We start from the raw sequence: 23,790 nt of genomic DNA on the forward strand, positions 1-23,790 counted from the left end.
TACACCATGGGCCGGGCCGCCGAAATACTCGGCACCACCCAGAGCTTCCTGCGCGCCATCGGCGAAGCCCGCCTGATCACCCCGCTCCGCTCCGCAGGCGGACACCGCCGCTACTCCCGCTACCAACTGCGCATCGCCGCCCGCGCCCGGGAACTCGTCGACCAGGGCACGCCCATCGAGGCCGCCTGCCGCATCGTCATCCTCGAAGACCAACTTGAGGAAGCCCAGCGCATCAACGCCGAACACCGCCGCGCCGCCGAATCAGTGCACCCAACGGCCGCGGCTTGATGGGAGGCGTTCATCGACTGGATGAGATATGGCTACGGGAACTGTGAAGTGGTTGAACGCGGAGAAGGGCTTCGGTTTCATCGCCCAGGACGGTGGCGGCCCAAGACGGTGGCGGCCCGGACGTCTTCGCCCACTACTCGGCGATCACCTACCCGGGCTTTCGTGAGCTCCAAGAGGGCCAGGTCGTGACGTTCGACGTCAGCCAGGGCCGTGGGCGTCGTCCCTGAAGTTGAGCTTCGGACAGGGCTGTCGTGCCCTGCACCGCCGACCTGCACGTCCGAGGGTCAGAAAACAGGCAGTGAGGAAGTTTGAGCGGGTGGCCTGAATGAACGGGCGGACTCGAGGCGGGGGTGGCTACGCTCCCGCCGGTCGAGTCAGTCGGCCGACGCGGATGCCGGACGGCTGGGGCGCGCCGCTTGGAGGTGGCTGTTGAGGCGCTGGAGCTGGGCGCAGGAGGCGTCGCGGATGGCGGCGAGGATTTCGGGGTTGAGCGCCAGCGGCTGCTCGAGGCGGTCGAGGGCCTCGTGGGCTTCGTTGAGGGTGTGGGTGGCGACGGGGTCGACGTCGAGGAAGTAGGGCAGCCGCATCCCGTACTCGGTGGCTGTTTCGATGGCGTCGGATACGAACAGGTCGATGGACGCGTCGATGGTCATGGTCTCGATCGGGGCCCGTACCGGTGCGAAGGGGGCCAGCAGCTCTGGCGTGGTTCCGGGGTTGAGGATCATGTCAGCGAGGTGGCGGGCGATGAGCGGGGAGCTGTGGAATCCGTCGCGGTAGGTGCCCGTGGCGACGAAGAGCCCGTCGGTGCCGGCCGGGCCCAGGAGCGGGAAGCCGTCCAGGGGGACCGGGCGGCTTCCGTAATGCCACTGCTGGATGGCGGACATGCCCAGCCGGGTGTCGAACTGGTCGGTGGCGAAACGCAGCAAAGACTGGGTGACTCCGATACGGGGGCCCGGGGGCGGTTCGAAGAGCACGATGTTCGTCGCGCCGATGTACTCGACTCCGTCGCCCAGGGGAACCAGGTGCATGCCGCACGCGCCCGCACGGGTGGGGGTACGGATCACACGGTCGAAACCGGGGGGAGCCTGGCGCACGGTCTGCACGGCGAAACCCGTCCCGTGCAGCAGCGGCGGCATCTGATCGGGAACCACTCGATGCAGCAAGGTTTGAGAGGCGGCGCCTGCAGCCACCACAACAGCCCCCGCCGAGAGGTCAGTCCCGTCTTCGAGGCACATCCCGCCGACGCCGCCCTTCACGGTCAGGAGCCGGGACACCTGAGCGTCGAGATAGACGACACCCAGACGGCGCCCGGTGTCTTCCAGGGCCGCAAGGACGGCGCGCGCGTCGACGGCTCCTTCCCGCTCCAGGTACAGGGCGCGTACAGGGCGTTCGTGGGGTACGGGCTGCAGGCCGGGAATGTCAACGGCCTCGACCTCGTGATGTGGTTCGGCGTACTCCTTGACCGCGGCACGGATGGCGTCGAGACTCCGTGTTGCGGTAGGTGTCGCCTGGGCCCCCAAGACGACGAACGTGCCCGGCGACACCAGCGCAGGCCCCCGGCCCTTCCCTCCCTCGCACAGACCCTCGAGCCAGTCGGGCCAGGCATCGAGCGCTGCGCGGGCGAGCGCGAACTTGGCCCGGGAGGCCGGATGACGGCCGACGCAGTCGGTGACCTCGCCGAAGCAGTTCAGCATCGCTCCAGCCGCCACCGTCGCCGCGCCCGGCCTGGAAGCCCGCCCCGCCACCACCACCCGCAGTCCCGGAGAACGCCGGACCAGCTCCACAGCGATCGACAACCCCAGCACCCCGTTGCCCGCCACCGCGACATCCACGCTCATCCGCCGCACCGCACCTCCCCCTTTTCACTGCCGTGTCGCCGACAGCCTCCCCCTCACCGTCCGCTCCGAAGCTCCGAAGCTCCGAAGCCAGGATCTGGTCGCGCCCGATCTGGTCACCCGTGGGGGCCGTTCCGGCTCCTGCCGTTTGACCACGAGAGTGGCCAAGCGCACACCGTTCCAGCCCCTGCCTACGCCGGCGGACCGGTTCGGGATGGTGCTCAACGCGCCCTGCAGCCCGCAGCCCCGCCCACCGGCCCACCTGCGCCCCGTACCGCGCGGACAAGGCTGAGCGCGTGAACGGGCGGTGCACAGGCGCCCGCCGCGTCGATGCCGTTGGCGAACTGCCGCAGGGCTTCGCGCCGCTCGGATACGGGGTGGTCGCCGCACAGCCAGGCCGACCAGACGCGGTCCGGCGGGACGTGAAGGCCGGCCTCCAGATCGTAGAACTCCGCGTCGATCGACGAGTTCGGCAGGCTCTCCGCCTTTGCCAGGGCGTCGTCGGACGCCTCAATGACGTACCGCACCGCGGCCGTCTCCGGCAGCTTGTCCACGAACGCGGCGGTCTACTCCACCCGCTGGTGGAACGTCATCACGGTCTTGAGGTTGTGCCGGGCGGCGTGCTCCAGGAGCGCCGTCTGCAGGAGCGCGAGCCGCCGGCCCCGCGGCGCCTCCTCGGGTACGCCGAGGATCGGGTCGGGTCGCGGATCTCCAGGACGTCGATCTCGAACCCGGCGAGGGTGACCCCGCTCGATCACCTCCGAGAGCGCCAGTCCGGCCAGGATCCGCGGGTTCGCGGTCAGGTACGGCCGGAAGTTCGGAGAGTGACCGGTCTACTGGGGTACGGAATGCAGCCCGCAGCGTCCTGCCGTCGACCGGAGAAGGCGTCCAGCCCCACGGGCGGGGTTGGACGCCTGTGCCCCTCGTGGGACCCCATCCGCTACCGCTTGACCTTGGGGGTGGCCAGGCGAAGGCCGTTCCAGTCCTTGGCTGCGCTGGCGGAACCGACCTGCTGAAGGCCGGCCGTCACCGCGGCCTCTTGGATGGCTGAGGGCTCGACATACCCATCGCGTCCGGACTTCGGCGTGAACAGCCAGATCAGGGCACCGTCTTCGATCAGTGTCGTGGCGTCGACCAAGGTGTCGGCAAGATCGCCATCCTCGTCACGGAACCACACGATCACGGCATCGACGACATCGTCGTACTCCTCATCGACCAGGCCGCTGCCGGTCATCTCTTGGATGGCTTCACGAAGTTCCTGCTCCGAGTCGTCGTCGTAGCCGAGTTCCTGGACGACCTGCCCCGGCTGGAAACCCAGTCGGGCCGCCGGGTTGGTTCGTTCTTCCGCGTGGTCCGCTGTTGCGCTCATGACTGTCCCTGTGATCCGGACGCGACTGCCCGCGCCTCCTGACCGTAGCCAATCAGATACAGACGGTGTCGGCCCACGCGGGCGTGATCCAACTCGGCACTACACCCGGGCTCGCGTTGATCAACCTTCGCTGGCACGCGCTCAAAGTTTGCAGACACGGGACGAAGACTCCCGCCGCGTCCAGGTCCCCCGTGGGGGTGACCAGGTCCTGGCGGGCGGGATGACCGGAGTCCTGTCGGGCTGGGGCAGCCATGCGCCGCACCGTGATTCCGGCCGTGCTGGCCGTACTTCAAGGGGCTGCATCGACGTGAGTGTCTGACCGCCGGGCCGGGCTGGGCGCCATGTGAGCCCCCGTGTGACTGAGCGCCACAGTCGTTGTGACCGTGCCTGCGTGACGGCTACGCTTTTCGTCCGTGCGCCGACTATCGCGGTCAGGTGACCTTCGGCCATGGCAGTCGTTCACTGGCAGTGAGGAAGATCATCACCCACGTCCGCCGCGGCGGCGCTCCTCGCATGACCGGAGCGCTGACGCTCTCCACACCAGCCGGCGCAGCCGAATGTCCCAGCGGGCAATTCTGTGCCTGGGAGCACAGCAACTTCGACGGGCAGCGCGCCAATCGGTCCGGCGATGACGGATGGTGGGAGAGCTGGCTCGCCGACGAGGACTCCGCGTGGGCGAATCACGGCATCTCAGGTCCGGGCGTCAGGGACCACGTCCAGGTGTACTCGCGGGCACATCAGGGCGGCCACATGACCATCTGCCTCGCACCGGGCCAGGAGGTCAGCTACAACGGGGCAGCGAACGACCAGGGGACTCCCACACGTGGTCGATGAGCTGCTGAGCCAGGCATCCACCCGCCTCTGTCCCGACCACCGCCAGGTCTCTCACGGCCGGGCCAGGCAGTTCCTGGCACTGGTCATTCCGCCGTAGTCGTCACGGAAGAGCGGTCAGAACGCCTCAGCTGGACCCCGCCAACTGGACCCTTCACGACCTGCGGCACACGGCGACGTTCCTGATGCTCGACGACCCCAACATGCCGCCGGTCTACGTGCAGAAGATCCTCGGCCACAAGTGCCTATCGACCTTGGACATCTACAACCGTCCTGCTCGAGACGACGTCATCGCCGCCGGGCTTGCCCACCATGCCCGTCAGGAGCAGCGCCGAAAGCAGCCGCCCGTCTCCGTTGACGAGCCGTCCTACAACCCCGACTCCTTGTCGATCCTCTCCGGACGGGACGTGTCATCACCAGCGCTGCGACGCACATCATCTCGAGTTCTGTGCCGAAAAAGAGAAACCTGGTGGGCGCCGAAGCGCTCGCCTTGATGAACCGGTTTCCACCTCGTCAAAGGCCGAGCACGTGGCCGGAGACGGCCGCCTCGCGCGCAGAAGTCCTGAAACGGATGGCTCGTCCGCCGCTGCGAGTCGCGGACAGCAGCGCTCAGGCAAATCGCATGTTCGGTGCACGCCTCGTGCTGGACTGGCTGGCAACCTATCCCGGCGAGACCTGGCAGGAGCGCTGGCAGGCGCGAGTCCTGCCCACGGCCAGCAGATTGCGTCCCCCGGGTGGAGGTATGCCTATGCGAAGTGGGCTCGCTCGGAATCACGCGTGTCCCGGCGCGAGACGCTCCTGGTCGGGGTCCTGGCACTGCTCTGCGCAGATGCTGTCAGACCCGACCCGGGGTTCCTCATCGGGTCCAGGTCGCGGCATCTCCGACCGGCTATGGAGGAGGCGCGTGACCCCGAAGGCTTCGCACGGTTGAGAGCGTCACTGCCGGCGGAGCTGTCGTCGGGTGATGGTTCGTCCGGGCTGAAGACCACCACGGAGATCATGGCTTGCCAGGGCGGGGCCATCGAGGACATCGTCGTCGGTGACCTGTTGCTATGGCACCGCACGAACCGGACCAACAGCAATCGACGGATCGAGCTTGCCTACACCTGGCTGCTCAATTTGGGCATCCTTCCCGCGGACGCACCGCACACGCTGTTCCGGATCTCGCACCGCACTGGGCAACTCACTGCTGCAACGCGAGGGTTGGCTCGGCGAGATCGAAGGCTTGCAGAGCAGCCTGGGCCACGCCGAGGAGAAGCTCGCCCAACTCGACGCGCAGATCTCCCGGCAGCAGCAGTCCGTTGACTTGGGAATGCCTTCCTTCCGGGAGATCGTTGCTCGCACCACTGCGGTGCCCGCATCGACGGAGCCTTCGTGACCTGGACGGTTGTCACCTCCGGCGATGGTCATGCGCAACACCCAGTTCCTGCAGGGATAAGCAGCCGCCCCGGCTCCATTCATAGCCGGGGCGGATACTCGTCGTGTGCGGTCAGGACTGGGGACGGTTGCGGCACAGGCAGAACGGATGCCCGGCCGGGTCGGTGTAGACCTGCCAGCCGTAGCCGGACTCGCCGACGAAGCTCTTCTGGAGGGTGGCGCCCAGCTTGATCACCCGGCGCTGTTCGGGCTCGAACTCGTCCACTTCGAAGTCGAGGTGGAACTGCTGCGGATGCTCCTGGCCCGGCCAGCTGGGCCGCTGGTAGTTCTCCACCCGCTGAAACGACAGCTCGACGCCGTCGTTGCGCAGGTTGACCCAGTCCTTCTGGCTTATGTCGGTGTTGATCTCCCAACCCAGCAGCTCGGCATAGAACTCGGCCAGCTTCCAGGGGTCGGGGCAGTCGAGGATGACATCGGTGAACGTCAGCATCCGATCATCGTAAGTCACGGCGCCGGACGCCCTCGATGCATTAGATCGGTGCACCCCAAGACTTAGTTCGGAGAAGCCACGTGTAGTGCCAGGACGGCACGCCGCCGGTGCCGGTCCATTCCAGGCCGTCCAGCGGGAAGCACACGTCTGTTGTCCGGCCGTAGGAACACTCGCCTCATCCGGAAAGTGATGTCGTCAATTCCGAGAACACCTCGGTGCTTGCTTCGGGACCGTGGTTGTGCTCACGTGCGCAACGCAACGGCATTGGCGGGACCCACTCGATCCACAGCCCAGGCGGGATCGGCCGGACAGGTCCTGGCTAGTCGTCAACGGCCCCCGGGGCCAGGGCCGGGGCCGGGAACGCGAAGCGAGCCTCGGCGCCCGACCACCAGACGCCGACGGCGAAGACGGCAGTGGCCTCCAGCAGGGCAGCGCGATCGAGCCCGCCGCAGGGCAGAGGCGTGCAGTCCATGGAGGTGATGATCTCCGCCACCCGCGTGGCGGCGCCCGGCTGGTCGGTGCAGAACGGCACCGCCAGTGGGGCCCCTTCGAAGGCCGGCCGATCCAGGGACCAGATGCTCTCGTGGCACACCCCGAACGCCTTCACCACAAGGGCGCCCGGGGCGGCGTCCGCGATGAGCTGGGCGACGGAGGTGGCGCCGCCCGTGGTCAGGGCCGGGCCGTCCTCGCCCGGCGCCATGGGAACGGTGCAGTCGATCACCGTCCGCCCGGCGAGCAGGGTAGCCAGTTCCTTGGCCAACTGCGGCGCGGCGCCGGCTGGTACGGCGATGAGCACCACGTCCCCGTGTGCCGCGGCCTCGGCGAGGCTGCCGTGCTCGGAGGCGCCGGTGAGCAGGGCGGTGCGGGAGGCCGCTTCGGTGTCCCGACCGCCCACCCGAACGTCATGGCCGGCGCGTACCCAGGCCGCGCCGAGGGCCGTGGCCATCGCCCCTGTACCAAGAATGCCGATGCGCATGTGCTTGCTCCTGTCGTCCGTGTCGCGAGACGTGCGAGGTGTGACGGAAAGGACGCTAGGCGCACCGATGCGCACCACATGGTGTGCATCGGGCCGGGCAGGATGATCGCATGAGCGACACGGCGGTAGAGACAGACGAACAAGGTCTGGGCGAGGACCTGGGCGGCGGCAAGTACGCCGCGGACTGCCAGGCGAGGGTGGCCTTCGAAGTACTGTCGAACCGCTGGGACAGCGTGATCGTGTACATCCTCGGCGAGAGCGGACCCATGAGGCCGCGCGCGCTGATCACCCGCATCGGCGGGATCAGCCCCAAGGTCCTCAACGAAGCCCTGCGCCGCCTTGAGTACAACGGCCTGGTCGCACGCCAGGCGTACGCCGAGGCCCCACCGCGCGTCGACTACTCCCTCACCGAGGCGGGCCTCGCGCTGCTGGGCCCGATCCGTGCGATGGGCGTGTGGGCGGGACGCTACACCGAAGCCGTCCTGGCGGCCCAGGCCCGCTTCGCACCCCGAGAAGATCGCCCGTACAGGAGATAGCCAGGACGTTTCACTACCCGGGACTTGGCCGGCGAGCCGCCGCTGCAGGCTGCCGTCGCGCGACACCCGCAGGACTCCGTTCCTGTTTCTCGCCAACATTTCCCGCAGCAGCCTCCCACGGTCGTTCCCAGAATCCGGCAACAACCGATTCTGCATGGGCCTACGTAGCCACCAAGCCTGATCGTGCCGTCCGGGGAGCGACTGTCGAAGTGCACGAGGTAGGCGGGGGCGCCATAGCGGTCCTCGGCGGTGTACGTCGCGGCGACAACGTCCAAGTCGTGGGACGCCGTGCCGAGGGGGCTCGGGTCCCATCTCAGGCCGACCTCGACCTTCTTAAGTCCATTCCTGATGTTGCTCACCGAACTCCTCCTCACGGTCGGCCGGGTACCGGTGCAATGGACGCGTTAAGGCTTCCCGCTGACATCGGCGTCGTGATCCTTAGCTTTGTATCGACTGTGGTGATCGTTGTTCCGTGGCATCGAGATGTCACAGGCGCATCGCAGAACGCGGGTACGACGCCACCAAGCAGGCAAACGAAGCCGACTGGTCTAGCGTCACTGCACCCCGGGCACGGCCGCCAGCGTGTGCGCGTTCAGGCCTTCCTCCACTGTGAGCACCCAGCCCCTTCGACGAGGCCCAACAGCTGCCGCACCCTCGACATGCCCGGCAAAGTCGCCGACTTCCTCCGCGCCGCCGAGCTGGAGCCCGCCGAGCACGCCGTACTCGACCTGGGCGTGACCGTACGGTGCGGCCAGGGCTAGGCAGTGTCTGATGGCTCTTTGATGAGGTTGCGGAGCCGGATGACGATGGCTGCGGTGGTCAGGGTGCCGTGGAAGATGTAGTCGCGTTTGTCGTACCGGGTAGCGATGGCGCGGTGTTGCTTCAGTTTGCCTATGCAGGGTTCGACGGTGTTGCGTTGGCGGTACTGCTCGCGGTCGAAGGACGGTGGGCGGCCGCCGGTCCGGCCGAGAGGGCGGCGGTTGGCGCGTTGGTCGTCCGGCTGGGCGATCGTTGGTTTGATGCCGCGTTTGCGCAGGTAGTCGCGGTTGGCTCGGCTGGAGTAGGCCTTGTCGCCGCGGGCCCGGTCCGGTCGGGTGCGGGGACGTCCGGTTCCGGTGCGGGCCACGTTCAGGGCTTGCATGAGGGGGATGAACATCGGGCTGTCTCCGTGCTGGCCGGGCGAGGTCAGCCAGACCAGGGGGCGGGAGCGGTCGTCGGCCAGGAGGTGGGCCTTGCTGGTCAGCCCGCCTCGGGAGCGTCCCAGGGCCTCACGGCCCTCTTCGTCCACACGTGTGCCGCCCCTTTTTCGGGGTGGTCGTCCGGGGGAGCGTGCCGGGCTCCGGCCGCGTGGTGGTGGGCCCGGCAGGTGGTGGAGTCGGCGTTGACCGCCCACGAGCCGTCCGCGTCCTGGGTGGTGGAGTCGGCACCGGCCTGCAACGCTCGCAGGATCCTCGACCAGGTGCCGTCGGCCGACCAGCGGCGGTGGCGTTCATAAACGGTCTGCCAGGTTCCGTAGCGTTCGGGCAGGTCACGCCAGGGGATGCCGGTCCGTGTCCGGTAGAGAACGCCGTTGATGACGGTGCGGTGGTCGGCCCACCGTCCACCCGGCCCGCCGGTTTCGGGAAGCAGCGGAGCTATGCGCTCCCACTGAGCATTCGTCAGTTCATGCCGCCGCACCATGACGCACTCATGCCCGGAACAGCGGTAGATCCACCACCCCGGACAAGAGCCATCAGACACTGCCCGGCCTCGGCGCGACCGGCGAACTCACCCGCGCCTACCGACCCCAGACCAACGGCAAGGTCGAACGCTTCAACCGCACAGTCCTCGAAGAGTGGGTCTACCTGCGGCCCTACACCTCAAACGACGAGCGGACAGCGGCCCTGGCAGACTTCCTCCACACCTACAATCACCACCGCTGCCACACCGCACTGGGCGGACACCCGCCCATCGGCCGTGTGAACAACCCTGCCGGTCAATACACCTAGGCCCTGCGCGTCACCGCCGTCCCCGCGATCCACCGGCGACTCCTCGACCTCTGCCAGCCCCTCGACGGCACCGCGGCGGCCGGAGGGCGCCTACGGTGAGCTGCGGGGCGGCGGATAGCGTGCGGGCATGGCGATGACGGGGAAGTGGCGGGTCCTGTACCGGCAGGGCACCGGGTTCTGGCGGATGACGGCGAAGTGGGTTCTGGTCTTCGGGGCCCTGTACCTGCTGGACGGCGGGCTGCTCCGGTCGTGGGGCGACGCTCTGGTCTTGCCGATGATCGGGATCCTGCTGTGGGTGCCGTTCGGGATCGGCGTCGTGTGGTACCCGAAGAAGGACCAGCGCGTCGAGCTGACGACGCGTGAACTGCGGGTGCGGCGCAAGCGGCTGCCGATGGAAAAGGTGAACCTGCTGCATGTGGCCCGGTTGTGGCTGGAGGGGCGGTCAACCGCCGACGACCAGCCGGTGGGGGAATGGAGACGGTTCGACCGGGTGGTGTGGGTGCCGCTGCGGGACGGCCGGGCGTTCGGCGTGGAGTTCCGTGACCCGGCCGCGTTCGCCAAGGTTTTCGGCGCCTTCGCGGTCGCGGCGTGCGGCGGGCCCGACATCGTCCGCGCGAGGGCCGCAGCGGCGACCTACCCGGATCCGCTCCCGATGCGGCCCCGCCGCTCCACCACCGACGACGGCTCCTGGCTGGACCTCCTGGACATCTTCAACTGACAGCCGTAAACGTCGGCAAGGGGCAGCGCTCCATCACGGACACGAGGAACTGCAAAGGTCCGGCGCTCTCGACCAGCTCCCCCAGGAGGCGCACCGACCGGTAGCCACCCGCCCACTTCACGACCGAAGGACTCCGACACGTGCACACGTGCACGTGTCGTGCGCAGAGTAGATGTCGGTGCGAGGAGGGTATTGGAGCGCTGGTCGAGGCCCTCGAGGAGCTGGTGGGCGAGAGCGAGCTCGTCGTCGGCCCTGTCGGGGTCGGCGAAGGAGAGGGCCAGGGCGAGGCGGACCTGCGTCATGGCGCGCTCGCCGGCGGCGCCGTGCTGCTCGGCTGGCGGCGACGCCGTCCTCGAAGCCAAAGCCACCGGCACCGCACAGCGCTAGCCCGCCAAGGCCAGCGCGACCCCTGAACCGCAGCGAAGGAGCCGTACCTGATGAGCGCCGTCGACACCTCGGCCCCCCGGCCCGTACCCACTACCCCGCACAACCACGACCCGGTGCTGTTCGCTCGGGCCATGCGGGACATGCGCCTGACGTGGCGCGCCCGCGGCGTCTTGGCCGAACTCACCACCGGCTACAACCCGGGCCAAGAGCCCACGATCAGCGAACTGGTCTCCCTCACCCGCGACGAGCGCCTGGCCGCCGAGGGCCGCGAAGCCTTCCGCAAGGCGGTCGGGGAGCTGCGGACCCTCGGATACCTCACGCCCGATGCCACCACGGTCTCGGGGGTGGGGGAGCGCTTGGTCGTGGACCTGGCCCCGGCCGCCGATGCCCGCCTGGTCCCCCAGCGTTACGGTCACAGCACGCTCATGGACGGGAGCTAATCAGTGGGGGAGATCGAGGACGCCATCGAGCGGGCCGACCGGGAGGCGTTCACCAAGGAGCCGCCCAAGGGCCTCCAGGCCCGGATCAACTTCCTGCTCAAGTACCTGAGCCCCAAGGAGATCGGTCAGAAGGTCGGCGTCACCGCTGACTCCATCAACCGATACCGCCGCGGCACACGGAAACACCCGCCCAAGGACGTTGTCGCGAAGATCGACGCGGCTGCACGGGCCCGCTGGCAACCCCAGGTCCGCAAGCGCCGACGCAAGCAGGCCGCCGCCAGCACCGGCATCACGGTGGAGACCCGCGCCCGGTTCGGGTACTCCGCGGCCGTCGGCACGACCGACGACGGACGGTTCCGGCGACTCACCGTGCACCTCCCCCCGACGTACGCGCAGCGCCTGTTCGACGCCCGCGAGGCCGGGGCAAGCGACCAGGAGATGCGTGGAATCATCGCCGAAGGGTTTAAGGACGTGTATTTCAGGACAGCGGCGGCCGCGCCATGGGACTCTCGGACGTCGAAATCAACGACATCGACTACATGGATTTCGACTGCTGAATCCGGAGCCCTTCATGGGCGAGCGTCAACTACTGTGACTTAGCGCGAGAGTTGGTTCTGACCGCTCTTCCGTGATGCCTACGGCTGAAGGAGCACGCGGGCTCTGAGCAGTGCGAATGAGGATCGCCCGTACATTTGCCGCTTGATCGTTTTGATTCTGTTGACATGCCCTTCGACGATGCCGGAGCTGTAGGGCAGGGTGAGGCCGGCGGTGACGGCGTGGAGGTCCTGGCGGATGGAGTCGGCGAAGATGCCGATGGCATCCGGGCCGCCCAGCTCGGCCTTCTGAATCCAGTCCCGCAGTAGGTGGCCCTGGCGTTGGCGGAGGATGTCGGTGAACTCCCGCGCGAGATCGCAGGCCAAAGCGATCTCCGGGCAGGCACTCCGAACAGCTTCCAGCTGGGCAACGTCGGAAGTGTTGAGTGTCTCCTGGGGGGGGCGCATGATCCATGAGGTGATATCGCGAGGGCCGGGAGTCACCGAGCGGGCAGGGACTGCGACGCCCTCCCGGATGGTCGTCACGTAGCGGTTCACAACGTGGTATCCACCGGTGTAGCCGAGGGCGAGCAACTCGCGATAGAGCTGCATCGAACTGGTACAGCCCATCTGGAACCGGTAGTGCACGTGCTCGATGAACGGGTCGAGGACACCGTGGCCGCGGTCCTGCGCCGAGGCGAGAAGCCCTGCCAGGTCCTTGTTCCGGTAGCGCCGGACCGTCTTGCGGTCCAACTGCAGACGGCGGGCCGATGGCGCTCAGCGACAGGCCGGTGGCGGCCAGCTCGTTGACATCCGCGTGGCGTTGTCGGATCCGGTCCAGGAGCGGAGTCTCCGGTGTGGCCAACGGCGGGCTGGCCTCTGATCCGACTGGTGGCCGCCGTAGGCACTCACGATGCCGACGGCAAGTCTTCTCCACGGCCGTCGAGAGGTTCTGGAGGAGGTGCCAGCGGTCTCCCACCTCCAGCGCAACCGGGGCGGCCTGCCTGACGGCCTTGGTGAATGCCATCAGGCGGTCTCGGCAGATGATCTCGGCGCCGGTGCTCCTGGAGCCAGGCGGCGACCGTGTCAGTCTCTCGATCAGGCAGCACGTCCACCCGGAGCTGCTGCTCGTGCACGTCGCCGCCCGGCTGCGCGCGGTGCTCGGGCGACCGGCCTGGCGCCGGCGCTGGGAGCGGATCGGCGGCTGGATGTTCATCGCCCTCGGGGTTGGGGTGGCCGCCACCGAGTAACGCCCGCTAGGACCGCGTCGCCCTCCCGCACTCGTCCCCAGAGGACTCGCCCCGCCCGACCGGCGCGCTGCGGTCGTACGGGTCGACCTCCGTGCCGGCCTCGTCCGCCCGGCGGTCCGTGCCGAAGGGCGGGGTGAAGTAGCCCGTGGGGGCGCCGCAGCCGCCGTTGGTCATGTCGTACTTGTACGAGACGATCGAGAACGTGCCCGGCTCGGTGATCACTTTGTCAGGGTCGTCCCAGCTCAGGACCAGCTCGCGCCGGACGATCGTGCGCACGATCTCGTCGTCGCCGCCCGCTTCCGCGCGGGTGACCGGGTAGACGAAGGTGACGTCGGCGGTCACCTGGAGCGCGCCGCGCTCGCCCTCCCGGTAGGTGAGCCGGCCCCGGGTCTTCACGACGTCGCCGACCAGGTGGGTGCGGGAGGGCTGGAAGCGGCTGAAGAGGAGGAGGGGGTCGGCCTTCTCGCTCGGGGTTCGGAAAGCGGTTTCCAGAAGGTCTTTGACGTCCTTCTGGTGCGGGTTGATCAGCGCAATCGCCTTCTCGGGGCGCTCGCCCTGCAGCACCCCGCGGTCCAGGCCGGACGCGACGAGGAAGTCCCGGCTGCGGGCGAGGGCCCGCTCGACCTCGGCCGCGCTCATCCAGCCGACCGCCCCGGCCTTCGGCACGGTGATCCCCGCCGCTCCGCTCGCCCAGCTCGCCGTCGGCGAACCGCGGAACGGCTCGTCCATGGTGGGGCGTTGGGCCGCCTCCACCGGGGGTACCTGGGTCGGGCGGGCCGTCTCGGCCGCCAGCGGCGGGGAGTCAGCGCCGGCGAACAGGTCCACTATCCGCCCCGGCGCGAGCGCCACCACCAGCAGCAGCACCAGCGAGGCCAGCAGCCCCACCACGTACCAGCCCGTGCGCCGCTTGGGCCGCGCCGGCGTGTAGCTGCGCCAGCCCTCCAGGCCGCGGCCGGGCTCCGCGCGCAGCCGCTTTGCCACGTCGCGGGCCCGCGCCGACGGCTCCTTGGGCGCGTCGGCGGCACCCGCCACCGACTCGCGCAGAAACCGCTCCCACTCCTCGTCGGACCTGGACGAGCCGTCCGGCTCCGTACCCGCGCCCATCCCCAACCCCCTGGCAATCAGTAGACCGCAGCCCACTCCCCTGGGACGCGTCCGCATCATGACACAGAGCGCTGACAGCGAGGCCGGGGGCAGACGGTGTGGGCGCGCCACCCTTTCTCAACTGGCCAACTGAAGGGTTCTGACCGCACTCGGCTACACCGGGGGAAACCACGTTGTGAACCGCTACGTGATGGCCATCCGGGAGGGCATCGCGGTCCCTGCCAGAATCAAAACGATCAAGCGGCAAATGTACGGGCGAGCCTCATTCGCACCGCTCAGAGCCCGCGTCCTCCTTCAGCCGTAGGCATCACGGAAGAGCGGTCAGAACCAACTGCGGCACTCAGTCACAACTACCCGTTCTGAGCCGAAGCGCGATGGTTGTCACAAAGGCAGGCTTGTTGTCACCAGGGAAGCTCCCGGGCGGTGGCCGCGAGGATGCGCATACATCGTTAGGAACTGACCGCTTGTGGGTCGCATACTCACATCTGTACCCGTTTGGATGAAGGGCTTGACGAGACCGCATGCCATGCTCCGACGTGAGCCATGGTCCCTTCAGGCAGGAAGAAATCCAGTGAAGGGCACATATCATGCATGTCAGGCGTATGGGAACGGTGCTGGGTGCAGCCGCGCTTACTGTGCTGACCCTTCCGTCCAATGCTCACGCCGCGTCAATCGCCTGTGGCGGGGGCACGTCGACCGGCCGTGTGGCGGTCAACGGCTGCATCAGCGCCCAGAGGCAATGGCTGGGTGACGTCCCTTACCGGGAGGTGACGGCGTACGTCACGCTACGGAACACGGGACCCAGGGCGGTAAACGTCTCCTACGAGGCATATTGGCGTACTCCGGGCCTTGACTGGAAGAAGTTGGGCAGCAGTCGTATCTCGGTCGGGGCGGGTGCGACTGTGGGCCCGGTCAAAGCGGGAAGCAAGGACCGGGCATGCGACAGCGTCAAGGTCGAAATCCGAGTTCACGCCCAGGTCAGCGGCGGTGCCTGGAGCGGCTGGTCCCCGGCATCCACCAAGCAGTGCCAGACCTGATCGCCGTGGCTGCCAGGAGCGTGGGGCGGGGCTTGGCTGCGCCGGCCTTCGAGCAGGAGTGCGCGGTCGCGCTGGAGGACTCCCGCCGGACGTTCTCCCTTGCCGGGCTGTACGAGGTCGTCCAGGTCTGGCAGGCCCGCCTCGCCTCCGCTCCGGCGGTCGACACGTTCGTCGCCTCCGGCTACGACGACACCTCGTTCGTGGACATGGCGGAGCTGCGGAGAAGGCGCCGGTGACCGCTCAGCCGTACGCGGTTCGCTTCTCCGCGCCGGCCGCGAAGGTTCTCGACACCCTGCCCGAACACGCCGAAGAGATGGTCTGAGAGGTCCTGGACGCCGCCGCGGCCGACCCGTGGGCTTTCGCCAGTGGAACGCCAAAAGCGGAACCGGGTCCGCAAGGCCCCGGCTATCACCGAGCCGATGCTGCGCGCCATGGTCGACACGTGTGACCTGCGCACACCACCGGGCTGCGGGACCGGTGCGCGCTGCTGGTGGGACGCGGGGCGCTGAACCGCCGTTTCGAGCTGGCCGATCTGGACATCGGCGACGTCGAGGTCGAGGACACCGGGGTCGACCTGTGGATCGCGTACTCCAAGACCGACCAGGAGGGAAAGGGCGAGAGTACCTTCGTCCCGGCCGACCCGGCCGACAGACGTTACGACCCGGTGTCGGCCGTACGGGACTGGCTGCATTGCCTGCACCGGATGGGGGTCCACGAGGGCCCGTTGATGCGGGCGCTGACCTCGAAGGGTCGGCTCCAGAACCGGTCCGCGGCCACCGAACGGGGCGACTACGTCACCGGCCATGCCCTCAACGACTGGGTCCGTCACCGCGCCTACCTGGCCGGCCTGCCCGGCTGGCACCTGGTCACCTCGCACGGCCTGCGCCGCGGCCGGCGCCCAGGAGTCGCGGACGCCGGGGGCGATCCGACCCAGCAGGGCCGCTCGAAGCCGGGTTCGGCCACGGTGAAGCGCGAGTACCTCGACCGCGGGCAATCCCGGTCGCAGAACCCCTGGCACCAGGTCCAGGCGGCGCGCCGCAGTGCCACGGCAGACGCGCCGTGAGCCGTGGCCGGTCTTGCACTCAGTCGGGGGGACGGCAGTTGAGATGGGTAGGCGCAGTTGATCGTGTGGTCGGTGTTCGGCGGCCCGTTGTCATGGGGATGGTCATGGACGCCATCCTGGGGGCGGGCGCGGTGCCGGGGCCCGCGCTACCCGAGCGCGCGGGTCCCGGCGCCCGTGGCCGCCCGGCCCCGCTGTCCAACCACACCAGGTAAGCCGGGGCCCGGTCCAGCAGCACATCCGCGACGACCACCACCTCGGGGTAGATGCCCGGCCGTCACGCGTGAGAGGCCGGCCGCGTATGCGACTTGGGGCTGAGAGGGGAGCGCCCGATTGCGCCTCTGGTGTGACGCGCCGCGCGGATCGGCGGGTCTAGCGTCGGGTCATGGTCACTCGCACTCGGACGGCCACGGCCGTCGCGCTTCTCTGCGCCCTCGCCTTACCCGTCTCCACGGCGGCAACCGCTTCCGCCTCCACTTTCACCGCTCGGGTGTCCGCTCCTTCCGGTCTTGCCGCCTCTGCGCCCGTTTCGGCGGCTTCGAGGACCCCAGCCGCCTTCGTCTCCGCCTTCGTCTCCGCCGTCGGCGCCGAACTTCCCGCGCCCACGGGGCCGTACGCGGTCGGGAGCTCCCTCCTCCACCTCGTCGACCGTTCGCGCCCCGACCCCTGGGTCGCCGAGGCCGGCGCGCGGGAGCTGATGGTGACGCTGCACTACCCGGCTGCCCCACGCTCCGGCCGGCCGGGTCCCGGCCCCGCGCCCGCGCCGTACGCCACGGCCGAGGAGACGCGGTTGCTGCTGCGTGGCATGAAACTCGAACAGGCGGTTTCGGCAGAGGAGTTGGCCGCCATGCGCACGCACAGCGGACGCGACGCCCGCCCCGCGCGCGGCCGCCATCCTCTTGTTCTCCTCTCGCCCGGCTTTGGCGTCTCCCGCTACACGCTCACCCACCTCGCCGAGGACCTCGCGGCCCGCGGGTATGTGGTCGCGTCCGTCGACCACGCCTACGAGTCCTTCGGTACGGCCGTGCCGGGCGGGCGGGTGCTGACCTGCGTGGCCTGTACGGCGGTCGAGGACGACGGCGTGGACGCGGGCCGGGTCACCTCGACGCGCGCCGATGACATGTCGTTCGTCATCGACCGCCTGACGGGCCGCCATGCCGTGTGGAAGCACGCGGCGATGATCGACAAGCGGCGGATCGGCATGGCCGGTCATTCCATCGGCGGCGCCGCCGCGGCCACCGCGATGGCGGCGGATCGGCGCATCGGCGCGGGCATCAACATGGACGGCGGCTTCCAGGAGGAGCTCCCGTCCGGGAGTCTCGGCGGCCGCCCGTTCATGATGATCGGCACGGACGACGCCGTACACCGGCCCGGCGGAACCGACACGACCTGGGGTGACGCGTGGCCGGCGCTCGACGGGTGGAAGCGCTGGCTGACCGTGGCCGGTTCGGAGCACTTCACCTTCTCCGACAGTCCCGTCATCGCGCGCCACTTCGGTCTTCCTCAGAGCCCACTCCCGGCAGACAGGGCCGTAGCCATCACCCGTACGTACGTCGCCGCCTTCTTCGACCTGCACCTGCGGGGCATGGCGCAGCCCGTGCTGGACGGGCCGACCCCAGCTCAACCGGAGGTGCGGTTCCACCAGCCGTGAGTGTCCGACTCCTCGTCGCGCGCGATAGGTAATCCCGGCGTTCCCGGGAACGGCGTCACCTCGCACGTGTCGGCTCGAACGATGACAGGCCGTTGCGACGCGGTTCCGACCGACCGACCCCCAGCAACCCCGGCCGGACCCCGGAAGGGGCGAAGACCTCCCTGTACGCGGCAACCGTGCCGGATCTGCCCGGGGGCAGCTACATCGTTCCCGACGGACCGCTGCAACTGCGGGGTGAACCCACGCGTCGTTCCCAAGAGCGCGCCATCCGTGACACCGCCACAGCCGCCCGCCTGTGGCAGCTCTCCGAACGCCTCACCGGCGTCACCTACGAGCTGCCCGCCGCCACAGCCACGCGCCGGCCGTATGTATGACGAGGGGTCCTCCGCAGGGACTTCGGGGCAATGTGCTGACTCGCGGTCGGCTCGGAGACGTCCCGTCGTGCCCAGGGAGGCGGGCAGCCCCCTAGAAACCGCCGTGTCCGGCAGGGGGCTGTGTGATGTCCGAGCACGCTGCTTTTCGCGCAGTGCGATCGGTGCACACGTCCGGTTTCCGCTCGGCGACCAGTTGCCGGGCAGTGTCGTCTCCACGGGCATGGTCGTGCGGCGGCCGGCCGGGCGGTGTGGAGCCGGCCTAGCTGTCGCCGATGGTGAACTGGTTGATCGTCGTGGCGTAGTTCGTGAGGCCGCTGGTAACGCACTGGGCGCCGATATCAGCCGGGTTGGTGGTGGTCCGGCCGTTGGCGTGTGCGGTGCCTCCCTTGAAGTGGCCCTCGCTGACGCCACCTTCGAAGGAGGCGGAGAGCGCCTCGAAGCGGAGCGACAGCTGCGGAAGGACCGTCGTGGTTCCGTCGTTCCAGGAGATCTGCGCCCGGCCATAACCCACCGAGAATGGCCCGGGACAGGCGCCTGTCCCAGTGCCCACGATGCGGACTGTTCCGCCGGTGATCTTCGGGTACGTGGTGGACGTGCAGGTGCCGAGGCCCGCACCGACTGCGCCTTCCGTCACCCCGGGAGCGTCGTTTCCCCAATGGCCGGTGGGGCCCTGCGGAGGAGCCGCTACCTTGCACATCGGGCCTGAGATAGGAGACCGGGGCCGCTTCCGTCGGTCAGGCGGTGGCGTCCCGGGCGTGTTCGAGGACATCAGCGATGTGGATAAGGGGATCGGTGCTGCCGCTCATGGGATTTCGGCTCTCTGCTCGGGCACGGCACCGCAGGCCGGTCGTACCAGGGGGCTTCGCCGCCCGTGGCCAACGCCGACGGCGGGCTCGCGGCCGCGTCGGCGGGCGCGGCGCCAGTTTTCGGTGGGCGGGCGGCGTGTGCGCGGCCGTGTCCAGAGGAGCGCCCATCACAAGGTGCGGTGCTGGCCCCGGCCTCCTCGCCCGCGTACGAACGGAGCACCGTACGCACCACCACCCAGAACCAGAACATCGCGGCCGCGCTCAGCGTGACCGGCGGCCTGGAGCTGGCCCATCACCTGCTGTTTGGCGTCAACGACGTCAACGTGCGCATCACCACGCAGCTGCTCGGCAGGCACCGCGGCGGCTACTGGCTCCGCCAGTTCTGCGTACCGGAGACGTGACCTGGCGGGGATCTGGTACGTCGTGGACATGAGCCGCAGCCCGGTCACGGTGGGACTGGCTGCACGTCTGCGCCGCCCTGCATGGCAAGGAGCACTTCAGGAGACCACCGCCGAGTTGGCGGTGGAGATCGCGGCCTCGATTGCCGGTCGGCACCGGGTGAATCTGCGGGACGCACTGCGGCGGTTGACCGGCCAGGAGCGCCGTATGGTCCTCGACGCAGCCACGGAGGCGGCCGGGTCGCTCACATAGCTCCGGGGCACGCCCCCCCCCGCCGAACAGGGCGAGGGCCACAGCCGGGGCTAACGGCGGTTGCGGAGACGCACTCCGCCGCGCCCCCGGCCCCCTCGAAACCCGAACCTGGGCGCGAGTGGCGTCGGGTCTGGCCACTGGTCTTGACCCCCGTACTCACTGTGAGGCGACCGCTCTGGCCACGGGGGCGCGCCCAGTGCTGCGGGAAAATCCGAGCGCGACCTGTCAGCGACATCGGCGGGCGTTGAGCCGGGCGGCCTGGCGTGTCAGGTGGTCGCGCTCGGCGAGGTTGGGTGCCTTGTGGGCCGCCTCGGCGTACAGCCGTGCCGCCGTCGCCAGGTCGCCGTCGCGCTCGTGGAGGTACGCCGCCACCGCGGCGTGGCGGGGCAGTGAGGCGTCCAGCGCTGCGAGTGCCGCCAGGCCGGCGCGCGGTCCGTCGGCCTCGCCGACGGCCACTGCGCGGTTGAGCCGGACGACGGGGTTGTCGGTCAGGCGCGTGAGCTCGTCGTACCACTCGACGATCTGCACCCAGTCGGTCTCCTCGGCGGTGGGCGCGTCGGCGTGGAGGGCTGCGATGGCGGCCTGGGCCTGGAACTCGCCCAGCCGGTCGCGCGCGAGGGCCGCCTGGAGGATCGCGACGCCCTCGGCGATCGCCCTGCTGTCCCACGTGGTGCGGTCCTGCTCGGCGAGCGGCACCAGGCTGCCGTCGGGCGCGGTCCGGGCGGCCCGCCGGGCGTGGTGGAGCAGCATGAGGGCGAGCAGCCCCGCCACCTCGGGGTGGTCGACCTGGGCCGCGAGCCGCCGAGTGAGCCGGATGGCCTCGGCGGCGAGGTCGACATCGCCGGAGTAGCCCTCGTTGAAGACCAGGTAGAGGACGCGCAGCACGGTGGCGACGTCGCCGGGCTGGTCGAACCGCACGCCCGAGACCGTGCGCTTGGCCCGGCTGATGCGCTGCGCCATGGTCGCCTCGGGCACCAGGTAGGCCTGGGCGATCTGGCGGGTGGTCAGCCCGCCGACGGCGCGCAGCGTGAGCGCGACTGCGGACGACGGCGTCAGCGACGGGTGGGCGCACAGGAAGTAGAGCTGGAGCGTGTCGTCCACCGCGGGCGCGGGCCCGGGCGTCGGCTCCTCGTCGAGGCGGGCCTCACGCCGGCGGCGGGCGGCATCCGCCCGCATCGCGTCGAGGAACTTGCGCCAGGCCACGGTGACCAGCCAGCCCTTCGGGTCCCGTGGCAAGTCGGCCGGCCAGACGCGGACCGCCTCGACGAGCGCGTCTTGCACGGCGTCCTCGGCCGCCGCGAAGTCGGCTCCGCGGCGGACGAGGATGGCGAGCACGCTCGGCGTGAGGCTGCGGAGCAGGGCCTCGTCCATTGATGAGGTCACTCCGTGATGGTGGGCGGCGCGGCGAGGAACGGGCGCACCTCGAGCCACTCGTGGATCGGCTTCCCGCCCGCCCCAGGGGCGGCCGACAGTTCCCCGGCCAGCTCGATGGCGCGCTCGTAGCTGTCGACGTCGATCACCATCCAGCCGGCGATGAGGTCCTTGGTCTCGGCGAACGGGCCGTCGGTGACCGGCGGGCGCCCTTCACCGTCGTACCGCACGAACGTGCCCTCGGGGGCGAGCGCCTGACCGTCGACGAACTCGCCGGTCTTCTCGAGCCGGGCCGCGAAGTCGTTCATGTACTGCACGTGCGCCGAGATCTCCTCCGGCGTCCACTGGTCCATCGGCACGTCGTTGACCGAAGCCGGGGCGCCGCGGTAGTGCTTGAGCAGCAAGTACTTGGCCATCGTGTTTCTCCTCGCTCGTGCGACCCATTGTGGTCGCGTTCGTTGCGGGGACGGAGCCAGCCACAGGTTCTCGACATCGCCGTCCGATTTTTTGGGCTTTCGTGGATGAGCCTGGGTGAGCCGTCTCGCGGTGTCCGGGTCCACAGCGTGGCGCGAGGGCTTGAGCTTCGAAGATCGGCACCGACCAAACAAGGCGCGAGCCAGACGCCCACCCCAGCGAACCAGGAGAGAAACGGCGGCCTCAGTGGCCACCCGCGCCCGGGACTGTTGCCAGGACCCTGGCGGGGGCTGTCGACGGCGTCCCGTGCGCCGCTGTCACGGCTGGCACCACCACCGACCTCGTGAGTGACGGTGACGGTGACGGCGGTGGCATGGCTGCCGAGGTCGGGGCATCCGCTGCCGCTACCTTTCTCCTCGTTGTCGGGACGCATCCGCACTCTTGGGAGCGGTTGATCAGGCCGTGTCCTCGGCCCGGGTGGGGATTCGGCCGGCTGCTTCGAGTCGGGACAGGCGGTCGAGTTCTCGGGCGGCCCAGCGTCGGACGCGGTCGGGTTCCAGTGGGGCGCCGTGGCCGACGTGGAGTCTGGTGGGGTTGAGGGCGAGCATTTCGCGAAGGCTGGTGAGGTTGCGCTGCGGGTCGTCATGGAATGGTGGATTGGCCGGCTTGCCCGGGATGAGTCCCATAAAGGAGTTGGCCACCAGGTCGCCGGCGACGAGGTCTCCGTCGTCGGTGAGGACGGAGATCGATCCGGCGGTGTGTCCGGGGGTGGGCAGGATGCGGGCTGCGATCCCGAAGTCCTCCAGGGGAGTCTCGCCGCGGATCAGGACATCGGGTTCGAGGGGTTCAGCCTGGGCGTGCAGGTCTTTGCTCCTGTCCATGAGGCGGCCCATCGGGCCGGTGGGCAGGTACGGTTCGCGGACCCGACCGGTGCGGTAGGGCCCGAGGTCGGCGACGTGGCCGGCGACGGGCGCGCCGGTGAGGCGGTGCAGTTCGGCGGCGGAGCCGAAGTGGTCGATGTGCCCGTGGGTGATGACGATCAGGGAGACGTCGCGGGGGTCCACTCCGTGCTCGGTGATCCGGGCGTAGATCTTCTGGCCGCTGCCGGGTGTCCCGGCGTCGACGATCACAGGCCGTCGGCCCAGGAGCAGGTAGGCGTTGATGGCCGTTCGGCCCATGACCGGGATGGGGATGACCTTCGTGCGGGACATGGCGTCCTCCATGAAATGAGTAGCGGCTGCTGCGTGTGCGGGCATGCTGGGGACCCGTCGGGCTGCCGACGGATGGTGCGGGCGTAGCGGGGCTACCGGAATCGGCGCCGGTATTCGGCGGGAGTGGTCCCCAGCCGGCGCTGGAAGGAGCGGTGCAAGGTCTCCACCGAGCCGAGGCCGCTGGCCGCGGCGATCTCCGGCAGGCTCCGGTCGCTCTCCTCCAGCAGCCGGCGGGCGGCTTCGAGGCGGGCGGCTTCCACGTAGGCGGCCGGCGTGCCGGCGGTGCGCAGGCGGAACAGCCGGGAGAAGTGGCGCACGCTCAGGTGCAACCGCGCGGCCAGGGCTTCGGCGGAGAGGTCCTCGCTGAGGTGGTCGGCGATCCACACCCGCAGGTCATCGATCCGGTCGCCCGACGTGGCCGGAGCGGAGAGCGGAACGCTGAATTGGCTCTGCCCGCCGGACCGCTTGACATACATGACCATCATCCGGGCGGTGGCCAGGGCGAGGGCCTGGCCGTGATCCTCGGCGACCATCGCCAGCGCCATGTCCATCCCCGAGGTGACACCGGCGCAGGTCCACACGCTCCCGGACCGGATGAAGATCGGGTCCGGATCGACGGTGACCCGCGGATGGTCGGCGGCCAGCCGTGCGGCGGTGAGCCAGTGGGTCGTGGCGGACAGGCCGTCCAGCAGGCCCGCCGCGGCCAGCAGATGAGCTCCCGCGCAGATTGACCCGATCCTGCGCGCCTGGGGCCCCGCTTCACGCAGCCAGTCGGTGACCGCACTGTCGATCACCGGGACCACGCCGTCGCCGACCAGATTGACCGCGCCCGCAACGAGCAGGGTGTCAACGCGGCTGGGCACCTCGTCCAGGGCCAGGTCGGCCATCAGCCGGACGCCGCTGGAGGTGGCCACCGCCCGCCTGTCGGCTGTCGCGATCTGGACGAGATAGCCGGGACGGTCGGTGCCGGCCACTCGAGTGGCGACCGAGAACACCTCGGCCGGGCCGGTGACGTCGAGCAGCTCGACCCCGGTGAAGGCGACGATGACGACTTTGTGCGGTGCGGGCATGTGCTGATCATTTCGCCCCGCTG

Annotated in this window: 24 protein-coding genes and 7 pseudogenes; 16 read left to right on the forward strand and 15 right to left on the reverse strand. The window is 69.4% G+C overall.

Annotation, left to right across the window (positions count from 1 at the left end; genetic code table 11):
* Positions 1 to 288: MerR family transcriptional regulator (locus ABZX75_RS24315; protein WP_355413930.1), on the forward strand; the 288-nt coding region annotated here is incomplete at its 5' end.
* Positions 289 to 316: 28 nt separating this feature from the next.
* Positions 317 to 515: pseudogene (locus ABZX75_RS24320) on the forward strand (cold-shock protein).
* Between the two features lie 147 nt (positions 516 to 662).
* Here the strand turns inward: ABZX75_RS24320 and ABZX75_RS24325 are convergent.
* The 3 genes and pseudogenes from ABZX75_RS24325 to ABZX75_RS24335 form a co-directional block, all read right to left on the reverse strand.
* Entirely contained in the window at positions 663 to 2,126 is a 1,464-nt protein-coding gene (locus ABZX75_RS24325; RefSeq protein ID WP_355413932.1) for an FAD-dependent oxidoreductase, read from the reverse strand.
* A 314-nt stretch (positions 2,127 to 2,440) separates the two neighbouring features.
* Positions 2,441 to 2,941: pseudogene (locus ABZX75_RS24330) on the reverse strand (helicase); the annotation flags it as partial.
* A 122-nt stretch (positions 2,942 to 3,063) separates the two neighbouring features.
* Positions 3,064 to 3,492, reverse strand: coding sequence for a DUF3052 domain-containing protein (locus ABZX75_RS24335; protein ID WP_355413934.1), 429 nt, complete (start codon positions 3,490 to 3,492; stop codon positions 3,064 to 3,066).
* A 513-nt stretch (positions 3,493 to 4,005) separates the two neighbouring features.
* Between ABZX75_RS24335 and ABZX75_RS24340 the strand changes: the two are divergent.
* Positions 4,006 to 4,334, forward strand: a pseudogene (locus ABZX75_RS24340) (peptidase inhibitor family I36 protein).
* A gap of 174 nt (positions 4,335 to 4,508) precedes the next feature.
* Positions 4,509 to 4,817 carry a hypothetical protein gene (locus ABZX75_RS24345; protein WP_355413936.1) on the forward strand — a complete coding sequence of 103 codons (309 nt, stop codon included), beginning with the start codon at positions 4,509 to 4,511 and terminating at the stop codon, positions 4,815 to 4,817.
* 995 nt (positions 4,818 to 5,812) lie between these two features.
* On the opposite strand, the gene ABZX75_RS24350 is transcribed toward ABZX75_RS24345, so the two are convergent.
* Both ABZX75_RS24350 and ABZX75_RS24355 read right to left on the reverse strand, forming a co-directional pair.
* Positions 5,813 to 6,190 carry a VOC family protein gene (locus tag ABZX75_RS24350; RefSeq protein ID WP_307161941.1) on the reverse strand — a complete coding sequence of 126 codons (378 nt, stop codon included), beginning with the start codon at positions 6,188 to 6,190 and terminating at the stop codon, positions 5,813 to 5,815.
* 319 nt (positions 6,191 to 6,509) lie between these two features.
* Entirely contained in the window at positions 6,510 to 7,244 is a 735-nt protein-coding gene (locus tag ABZX75_RS24355) for an NAD(P)-binding domain-containing protein (protein ID WP_355413938.1), read from the reverse strand.
* Positions 7,245 to 7,276: 32 nt separating this feature from the next.
* Here ABZX75_RS24355 and ABZX75_RS24360 point away from each other — a divergent pair, with 32 nt between their 5' ends.
* Positions 7,277 to 7,702, forward strand: coding sequence for a helix-turn-helix domain-containing protein (locus tag ABZX75_RS24360; protein WP_355413940.1), 426 nt, complete (start codon positions 7,277 to 7,279; stop codon positions 7,700 to 7,702).
* A 179-nt stretch (positions 7,703 to 7,881) separates the two neighbouring features.
* On the opposite strand, the pseudogene ABZX75_RS24365 reads toward ABZX75_RS24360, so the two are convergent.
* A pseudogene (locus tag ABZX75_RS24365) lies at positions 7,882 to 8,061 on the reverse strand (TerD-family protein); the annotation flags it as partial.
* A gap of 398 nt (positions 8,062 to 8,459) precedes the next feature.
* Positions 8,460 to 9,379, reverse strand: a protein-coding gene (locus ABZX75_RS24370; RefSeq protein WP_355414095.1) for an IS5 family transposase whose coding sequence is annotated in 2 segments (ribosomal slippage) — positions 8,460 to 9,020 and positions 9,023 to 9,379 — 918 coding nt in all. Because the reading frame shifts where the segments join, the coding sequence is not laid out codon by codon here.
* A gap of 92 nt (positions 9,380 to 9,471) precedes the next feature.
* Here ABZX75_RS24370 and ABZX75_RS24375 point away from each other — a divergent pair.
* The 4 genes and pseudogenes from ABZX75_RS24375 to ABZX75_RS24390 form a co-directional block, all read left to right on the forward strand.
* Positions 9,472 to 9,690 (forward strand): annotated as a pseudogene (locus tag ABZX75_RS24375) (integrase core domain-containing protein); the annotation flags it as partial.
* Between the two features lie 127 nt (positions 9,691 to 9,817).
* Complete coding sequence (locus ABZX75_RS24380) at positions 9,818 to 10,408, forward strand: hypothetical protein (RefSeq protein ID WP_355413942.1); 591 nt, start codon at positions 9,818 to 9,820, stop codon at positions 10,406 to 10,408.
* A gap of 437 nt (positions 10,409 to 10,845) precedes the next feature.
* A complete protein-coding gene (locus ABZX75_RS24385; protein WP_355413944.1) occupies positions 10,846 to 11,235 on the forward strand; it encodes a hypothetical protein in 390 nt (129 codons plus the stop codon).
* Positions 11,236 to 11,238: 3 nt separating this feature from the next.
* Positions 11,239 to 11,792, forward strand: a pseudogene (locus ABZX75_RS24390) (XRE family transcriptional regulator).
* 78 nt (positions 11,793 to 11,870) lie between these two features.
* Here ABZX75_RS24390 and ABZX75_RS24395 read toward each other — a convergent pair.
* Positions 11,871 to 12,521 (reverse strand): transposase, encoded by a 651-nt coding sequence (locus tag ABZX75_RS24395; protein WP_355413946.1) that lies wholly within the window; start codon positions 12,519 to 12,521, stop codon positions 11,871 to 11,873.
* Positions 12,522 to 12,726: 205 nt separating this feature from the next.
* Positions 12,727 to 12,795: pseudogene (locus ABZX75_RS24400) on the reverse strand (hypothetical protein); the annotation flags it as partial.
* 16 nt (positions 12,796 to 12,811) lie between these two features.
* Here ABZX75_RS24400 and ABZX75_RS24405 point away from each other — a divergent pair.
* Positions 12,812 to 13,018 carry a hypothetical protein gene (locus tag ABZX75_RS24405; RefSeq protein ID WP_355413949.1) on the forward strand — a complete coding sequence of 69 codons (207 nt, stop codon included), beginning with the start codon at positions 12,812 to 12,814 and terminating at the stop codon, positions 13,016 to 13,018.
* A gap of 6 nt (positions 13,019 to 13,024) precedes the next feature.
* Here the strand turns inward: ABZX75_RS24405 and ABZX75_RS24410 are convergent, their stop codons facing one another.
* The gene (locus tag ABZX75_RS24410; RefSeq protein WP_355413951.1) at positions 13,025 to 14,122 is read right to left on the reverse strand and encodes a hypothetical protein; all 1,098 of its coding nucleotides are present in this window, start codon (positions 14,120 to 14,122) and stop codon (positions 13,025 to 13,027) included.
* Between the two features lie 1,069 nt (positions 14,123 to 15,191).
* Here ABZX75_RS24410 and ABZX75_RS24415 point away from each other — a divergent pair.
* The 4 genes from ABZX75_RS24415 to ABZX75_RS24430 all read left to right on the forward strand — a co-directional run bounded on the left by ABZX75_RS24415 (position 15,192) and on the right by ABZX75_RS24430 (position 18,244).
* Complete coding sequence (locus ABZX75_RS24415; RefSeq protein WP_355413953.1) at positions 15,192 to 15,395, forward strand: DUF6247 family protein; 204 nt, start codon at positions 15,192 to 15,194, stop codon at positions 15,393 to 15,395.
* A 254-nt stretch (positions 15,396 to 15,649) separates the two neighbouring features.
* Entirely contained in the window at positions 15,650 to 16,222 is a 573-nt protein-coding gene (locus ABZX75_RS24420) for a hypothetical protein (protein WP_355413955.1), read from the forward strand.
* Positions 16,223 to 16,604: 382 nt separating this feature from the next.
* Positions 16,605 to 17,870, forward strand: coding sequence for an alpha/beta hydrolase (locus ABZX75_RS24425; protein WP_355413957.1), 1,266 nt, complete (start codon positions 16,605 to 16,607; stop codon positions 17,868 to 17,870).
* Positions 17,871 to 18,046: 176 nt separating this feature from the next.
* Positions 18,047 to 18,244, forward strand: a complete 198-nt coding sequence (locus ABZX75_RS24430; RefSeq protein WP_355413959.1) for a hypothetical protein — start codon at positions 18,047 to 18,049, stop codon at positions 18,242 to 18,244.
* Between the two features lie 259 nt (positions 18,245 to 18,503).
* Here ABZX75_RS24430 and ABZX75_RS24435 read toward each other — a convergent pair whose 3' ends face one another.
* Positions 18,504 to 18,878 carry a hypothetical protein gene (locus tag ABZX75_RS24435; RefSeq protein WP_355413961.1) on the reverse strand — a complete coding sequence of 125 codons (375 nt, stop codon included), beginning with the start codon at positions 18,876 to 18,878 and terminating at the stop codon, positions 18,504 to 18,506.
* A 351-nt stretch (positions 18,879 to 19,229) separates the two neighbouring features.
* Here ABZX75_RS24435 and ABZX75_RS24440 point away from each other — a divergent pair, with 351 nt between their 5' ends.
* Both ABZX75_RS24440 and ABZX75_RS24445 read left to right on the forward strand, forming a co-directional pair.
* Positions 19,230 to 19,451 (forward strand): hypothetical protein, encoded by a 222-nt coding sequence (locus ABZX75_RS24440; protein WP_355413963.1) that lies wholly within the window; start codon positions 19,230 to 19,232, stop codon positions 19,449 to 19,451.
* 28 nt (positions 19,452 to 19,479) lie between these two features.
* Entirely contained in the window at positions 19,480 to 19,701 is a 222-nt protein-coding gene (locus ABZX75_RS24445) for a hypothetical protein (RefSeq protein ID WP_355413965.1), read from the forward strand.
* Positions 19,702 to 19,926: 225 nt separating this feature from the next.
* On the opposite strand, the gene ABZX75_RS24450 is transcribed toward ABZX75_RS24445, so the two are convergent.
* The 4 genes from ABZX75_RS24450 to ABZX75_RS24465 all read right to left on the reverse strand — a co-directional run bounded on the left by ABZX75_RS24450 (position 19,927) and on the right by ABZX75_RS24465 (position 23,767).
* Complete coding sequence (locus tag ABZX75_RS24450; RefSeq protein ID WP_355414097.1) at positions 19,927 to 21,072, reverse strand: DUF6596 domain-containing protein; 1,146 nt, start codon at positions 21,070 to 21,072, stop codon at positions 19,927 to 19,929.
* Between the two features lie 8 nt (positions 21,073 to 21,080).
* Complete coding sequence (locus ABZX75_RS24455; protein WP_355413967.1) at positions 21,081 to 21,488, reverse strand: YciI family protein; 408 nt, start codon at positions 21,486 to 21,488, stop codon at positions 21,081 to 21,083.
* 453 nt (positions 21,489 to 21,941) lie between these two features.
* Complete coding sequence (locus ABZX75_RS24460) at positions 21,942 to 22,697, reverse strand: MBL fold metallo-hydrolase (protein WP_355413969.1); 756 nt, start codon at positions 22,695 to 22,697, stop codon at positions 21,942 to 21,944.
* A gap of 92 nt (positions 22,698 to 22,789) precedes the next feature.
* Positions 22,790 to 23,767: a helix-turn-helix domain-containing protein gene (locus ABZX75_RS24465; protein WP_355413971.1), complete on the reverse strand. Its 978-nt coding sequence runs from the start codon at positions 23,765 to 23,767 to the stop codon at positions 22,790 to 22,792.
* Positions 23,768 to 23,790: the final 23 nt, after the last annotated feature.

Origin of the sequence: Streptomyces sp. NPDC003038, from assembly GCF_040611115.1 — a bacterium.
Taxonomy (GTDB): domain Bacteria; phylum Actinomycetota; class Actinomycetes; order Streptomycetales; family Streptomycetaceae; genus Streptomyces.

Bases quoted from the DNA above. Each gene is read 5' to 3' on its own strand.
- ABZX75_RS24445 (WP_355413965.1), top strand. From the start codon at position 19,480: ATGAGCCGCAGCCCGGTCACGGTGGGACTGGCTGCACGTCTGCGCCGC.
- ABZX75_RS24325 (WP_355413932.1), bottom strand. From the start codon at position 2,126: ATGAGCGTGGATGTCGCGGTGGCGGGCAACGGGGTGCTGGGGTTGTCG.
- ABZX75_RS24460 (WP_355413969.1), bottom strand. From the start codon at position 22,697: ATGTCCCGCACGAAGGTCATCCCCATCCCGGTCATGGGCCGAACGGCC.
- ABZX75_RS24405 (WP_355413949.1), top strand. From the start codon at position 12,812: ATGATCTCGGCGCCGGTGCTCCTGGAGCCAGGCGGCGACCGTGTCAGT.
- ABZX75_RS24385 (WP_355413944.1), top strand. From the start codon at position 10,846: ATGAGCGCCGTCGACACCTCGGCCCCCCGGCCCGTACCCACTACCCCG.
- ABZX75_RS24410 (WP_355413951.1), bottom strand. From the start codon at position 14,122: ATGGGCGCGGGTACGGAGCCGGACGGCTCGTCCAGGTCCGACGAGGAG.
- ABZX75_RS24360 (WP_355413940.1), top strand. From the start codon at position 7,277: ATGAGCGACACGGCGGTAGAGACAGACGAACAAGGTCTGGGCGAGGAC.
- ABZX75_RS24465 (WP_355413971.1), bottom strand. From the start codon at position 23,767: ATGCCCGCACCGCACAAAGTCGTCATCGTCGCCTTCACCGGGGTCGAG.
- ABZX75_RS24380 (WP_355413942.1), top strand. From the start codon at position 9,818: ATGGCGATGACGGGGAAGTGGCGGGTCCTGTACCGGCAGGGCACCGGG.
- ABZX75_RS24450 (WP_355414097.1), bottom strand. From the start codon at position 21,072: ATGGACGAGGCCCTGCTCCGCAGCCTCACGCCGAGCGTGCTCGCCATC.
- ABZX75_RS24345 (WP_355413936.1), top strand. From the start codon at position 4,509: ATGCTCGACGACCCCAACATGCCGCCGGTCTACGTGCAGAAGATCCTC.
- ABZX75_RS24455 (WP_355413967.1), bottom strand. From the start codon at position 21,488: ATGGCCAAGTACTTGCTGCTCAAGCACTACCGCGGCGCCCCGGCTTCG.
- ABZX75_RS24350 (WP_307161941.1), bottom strand. From the start codon at position 6,190: ATGCTGACGTTCACCGATGTCATCCTCGACTGCCCCGACCCCTGGAAG.
- ABZX75_RS24335 (WP_355413934.1), bottom strand. From the start codon at position 3,492: ATGAGCGCAACAGCGGACCACGCGGAAGAACGAACCAACCCGGCGGCC.
- ABZX75_RS24425 (WP_355413957.1), top strand. From the start codon at position 16,605: ATGGTCACTCGCACTCGGACGGCCACGGCCGTCGCGCTTCTCTGCGCC.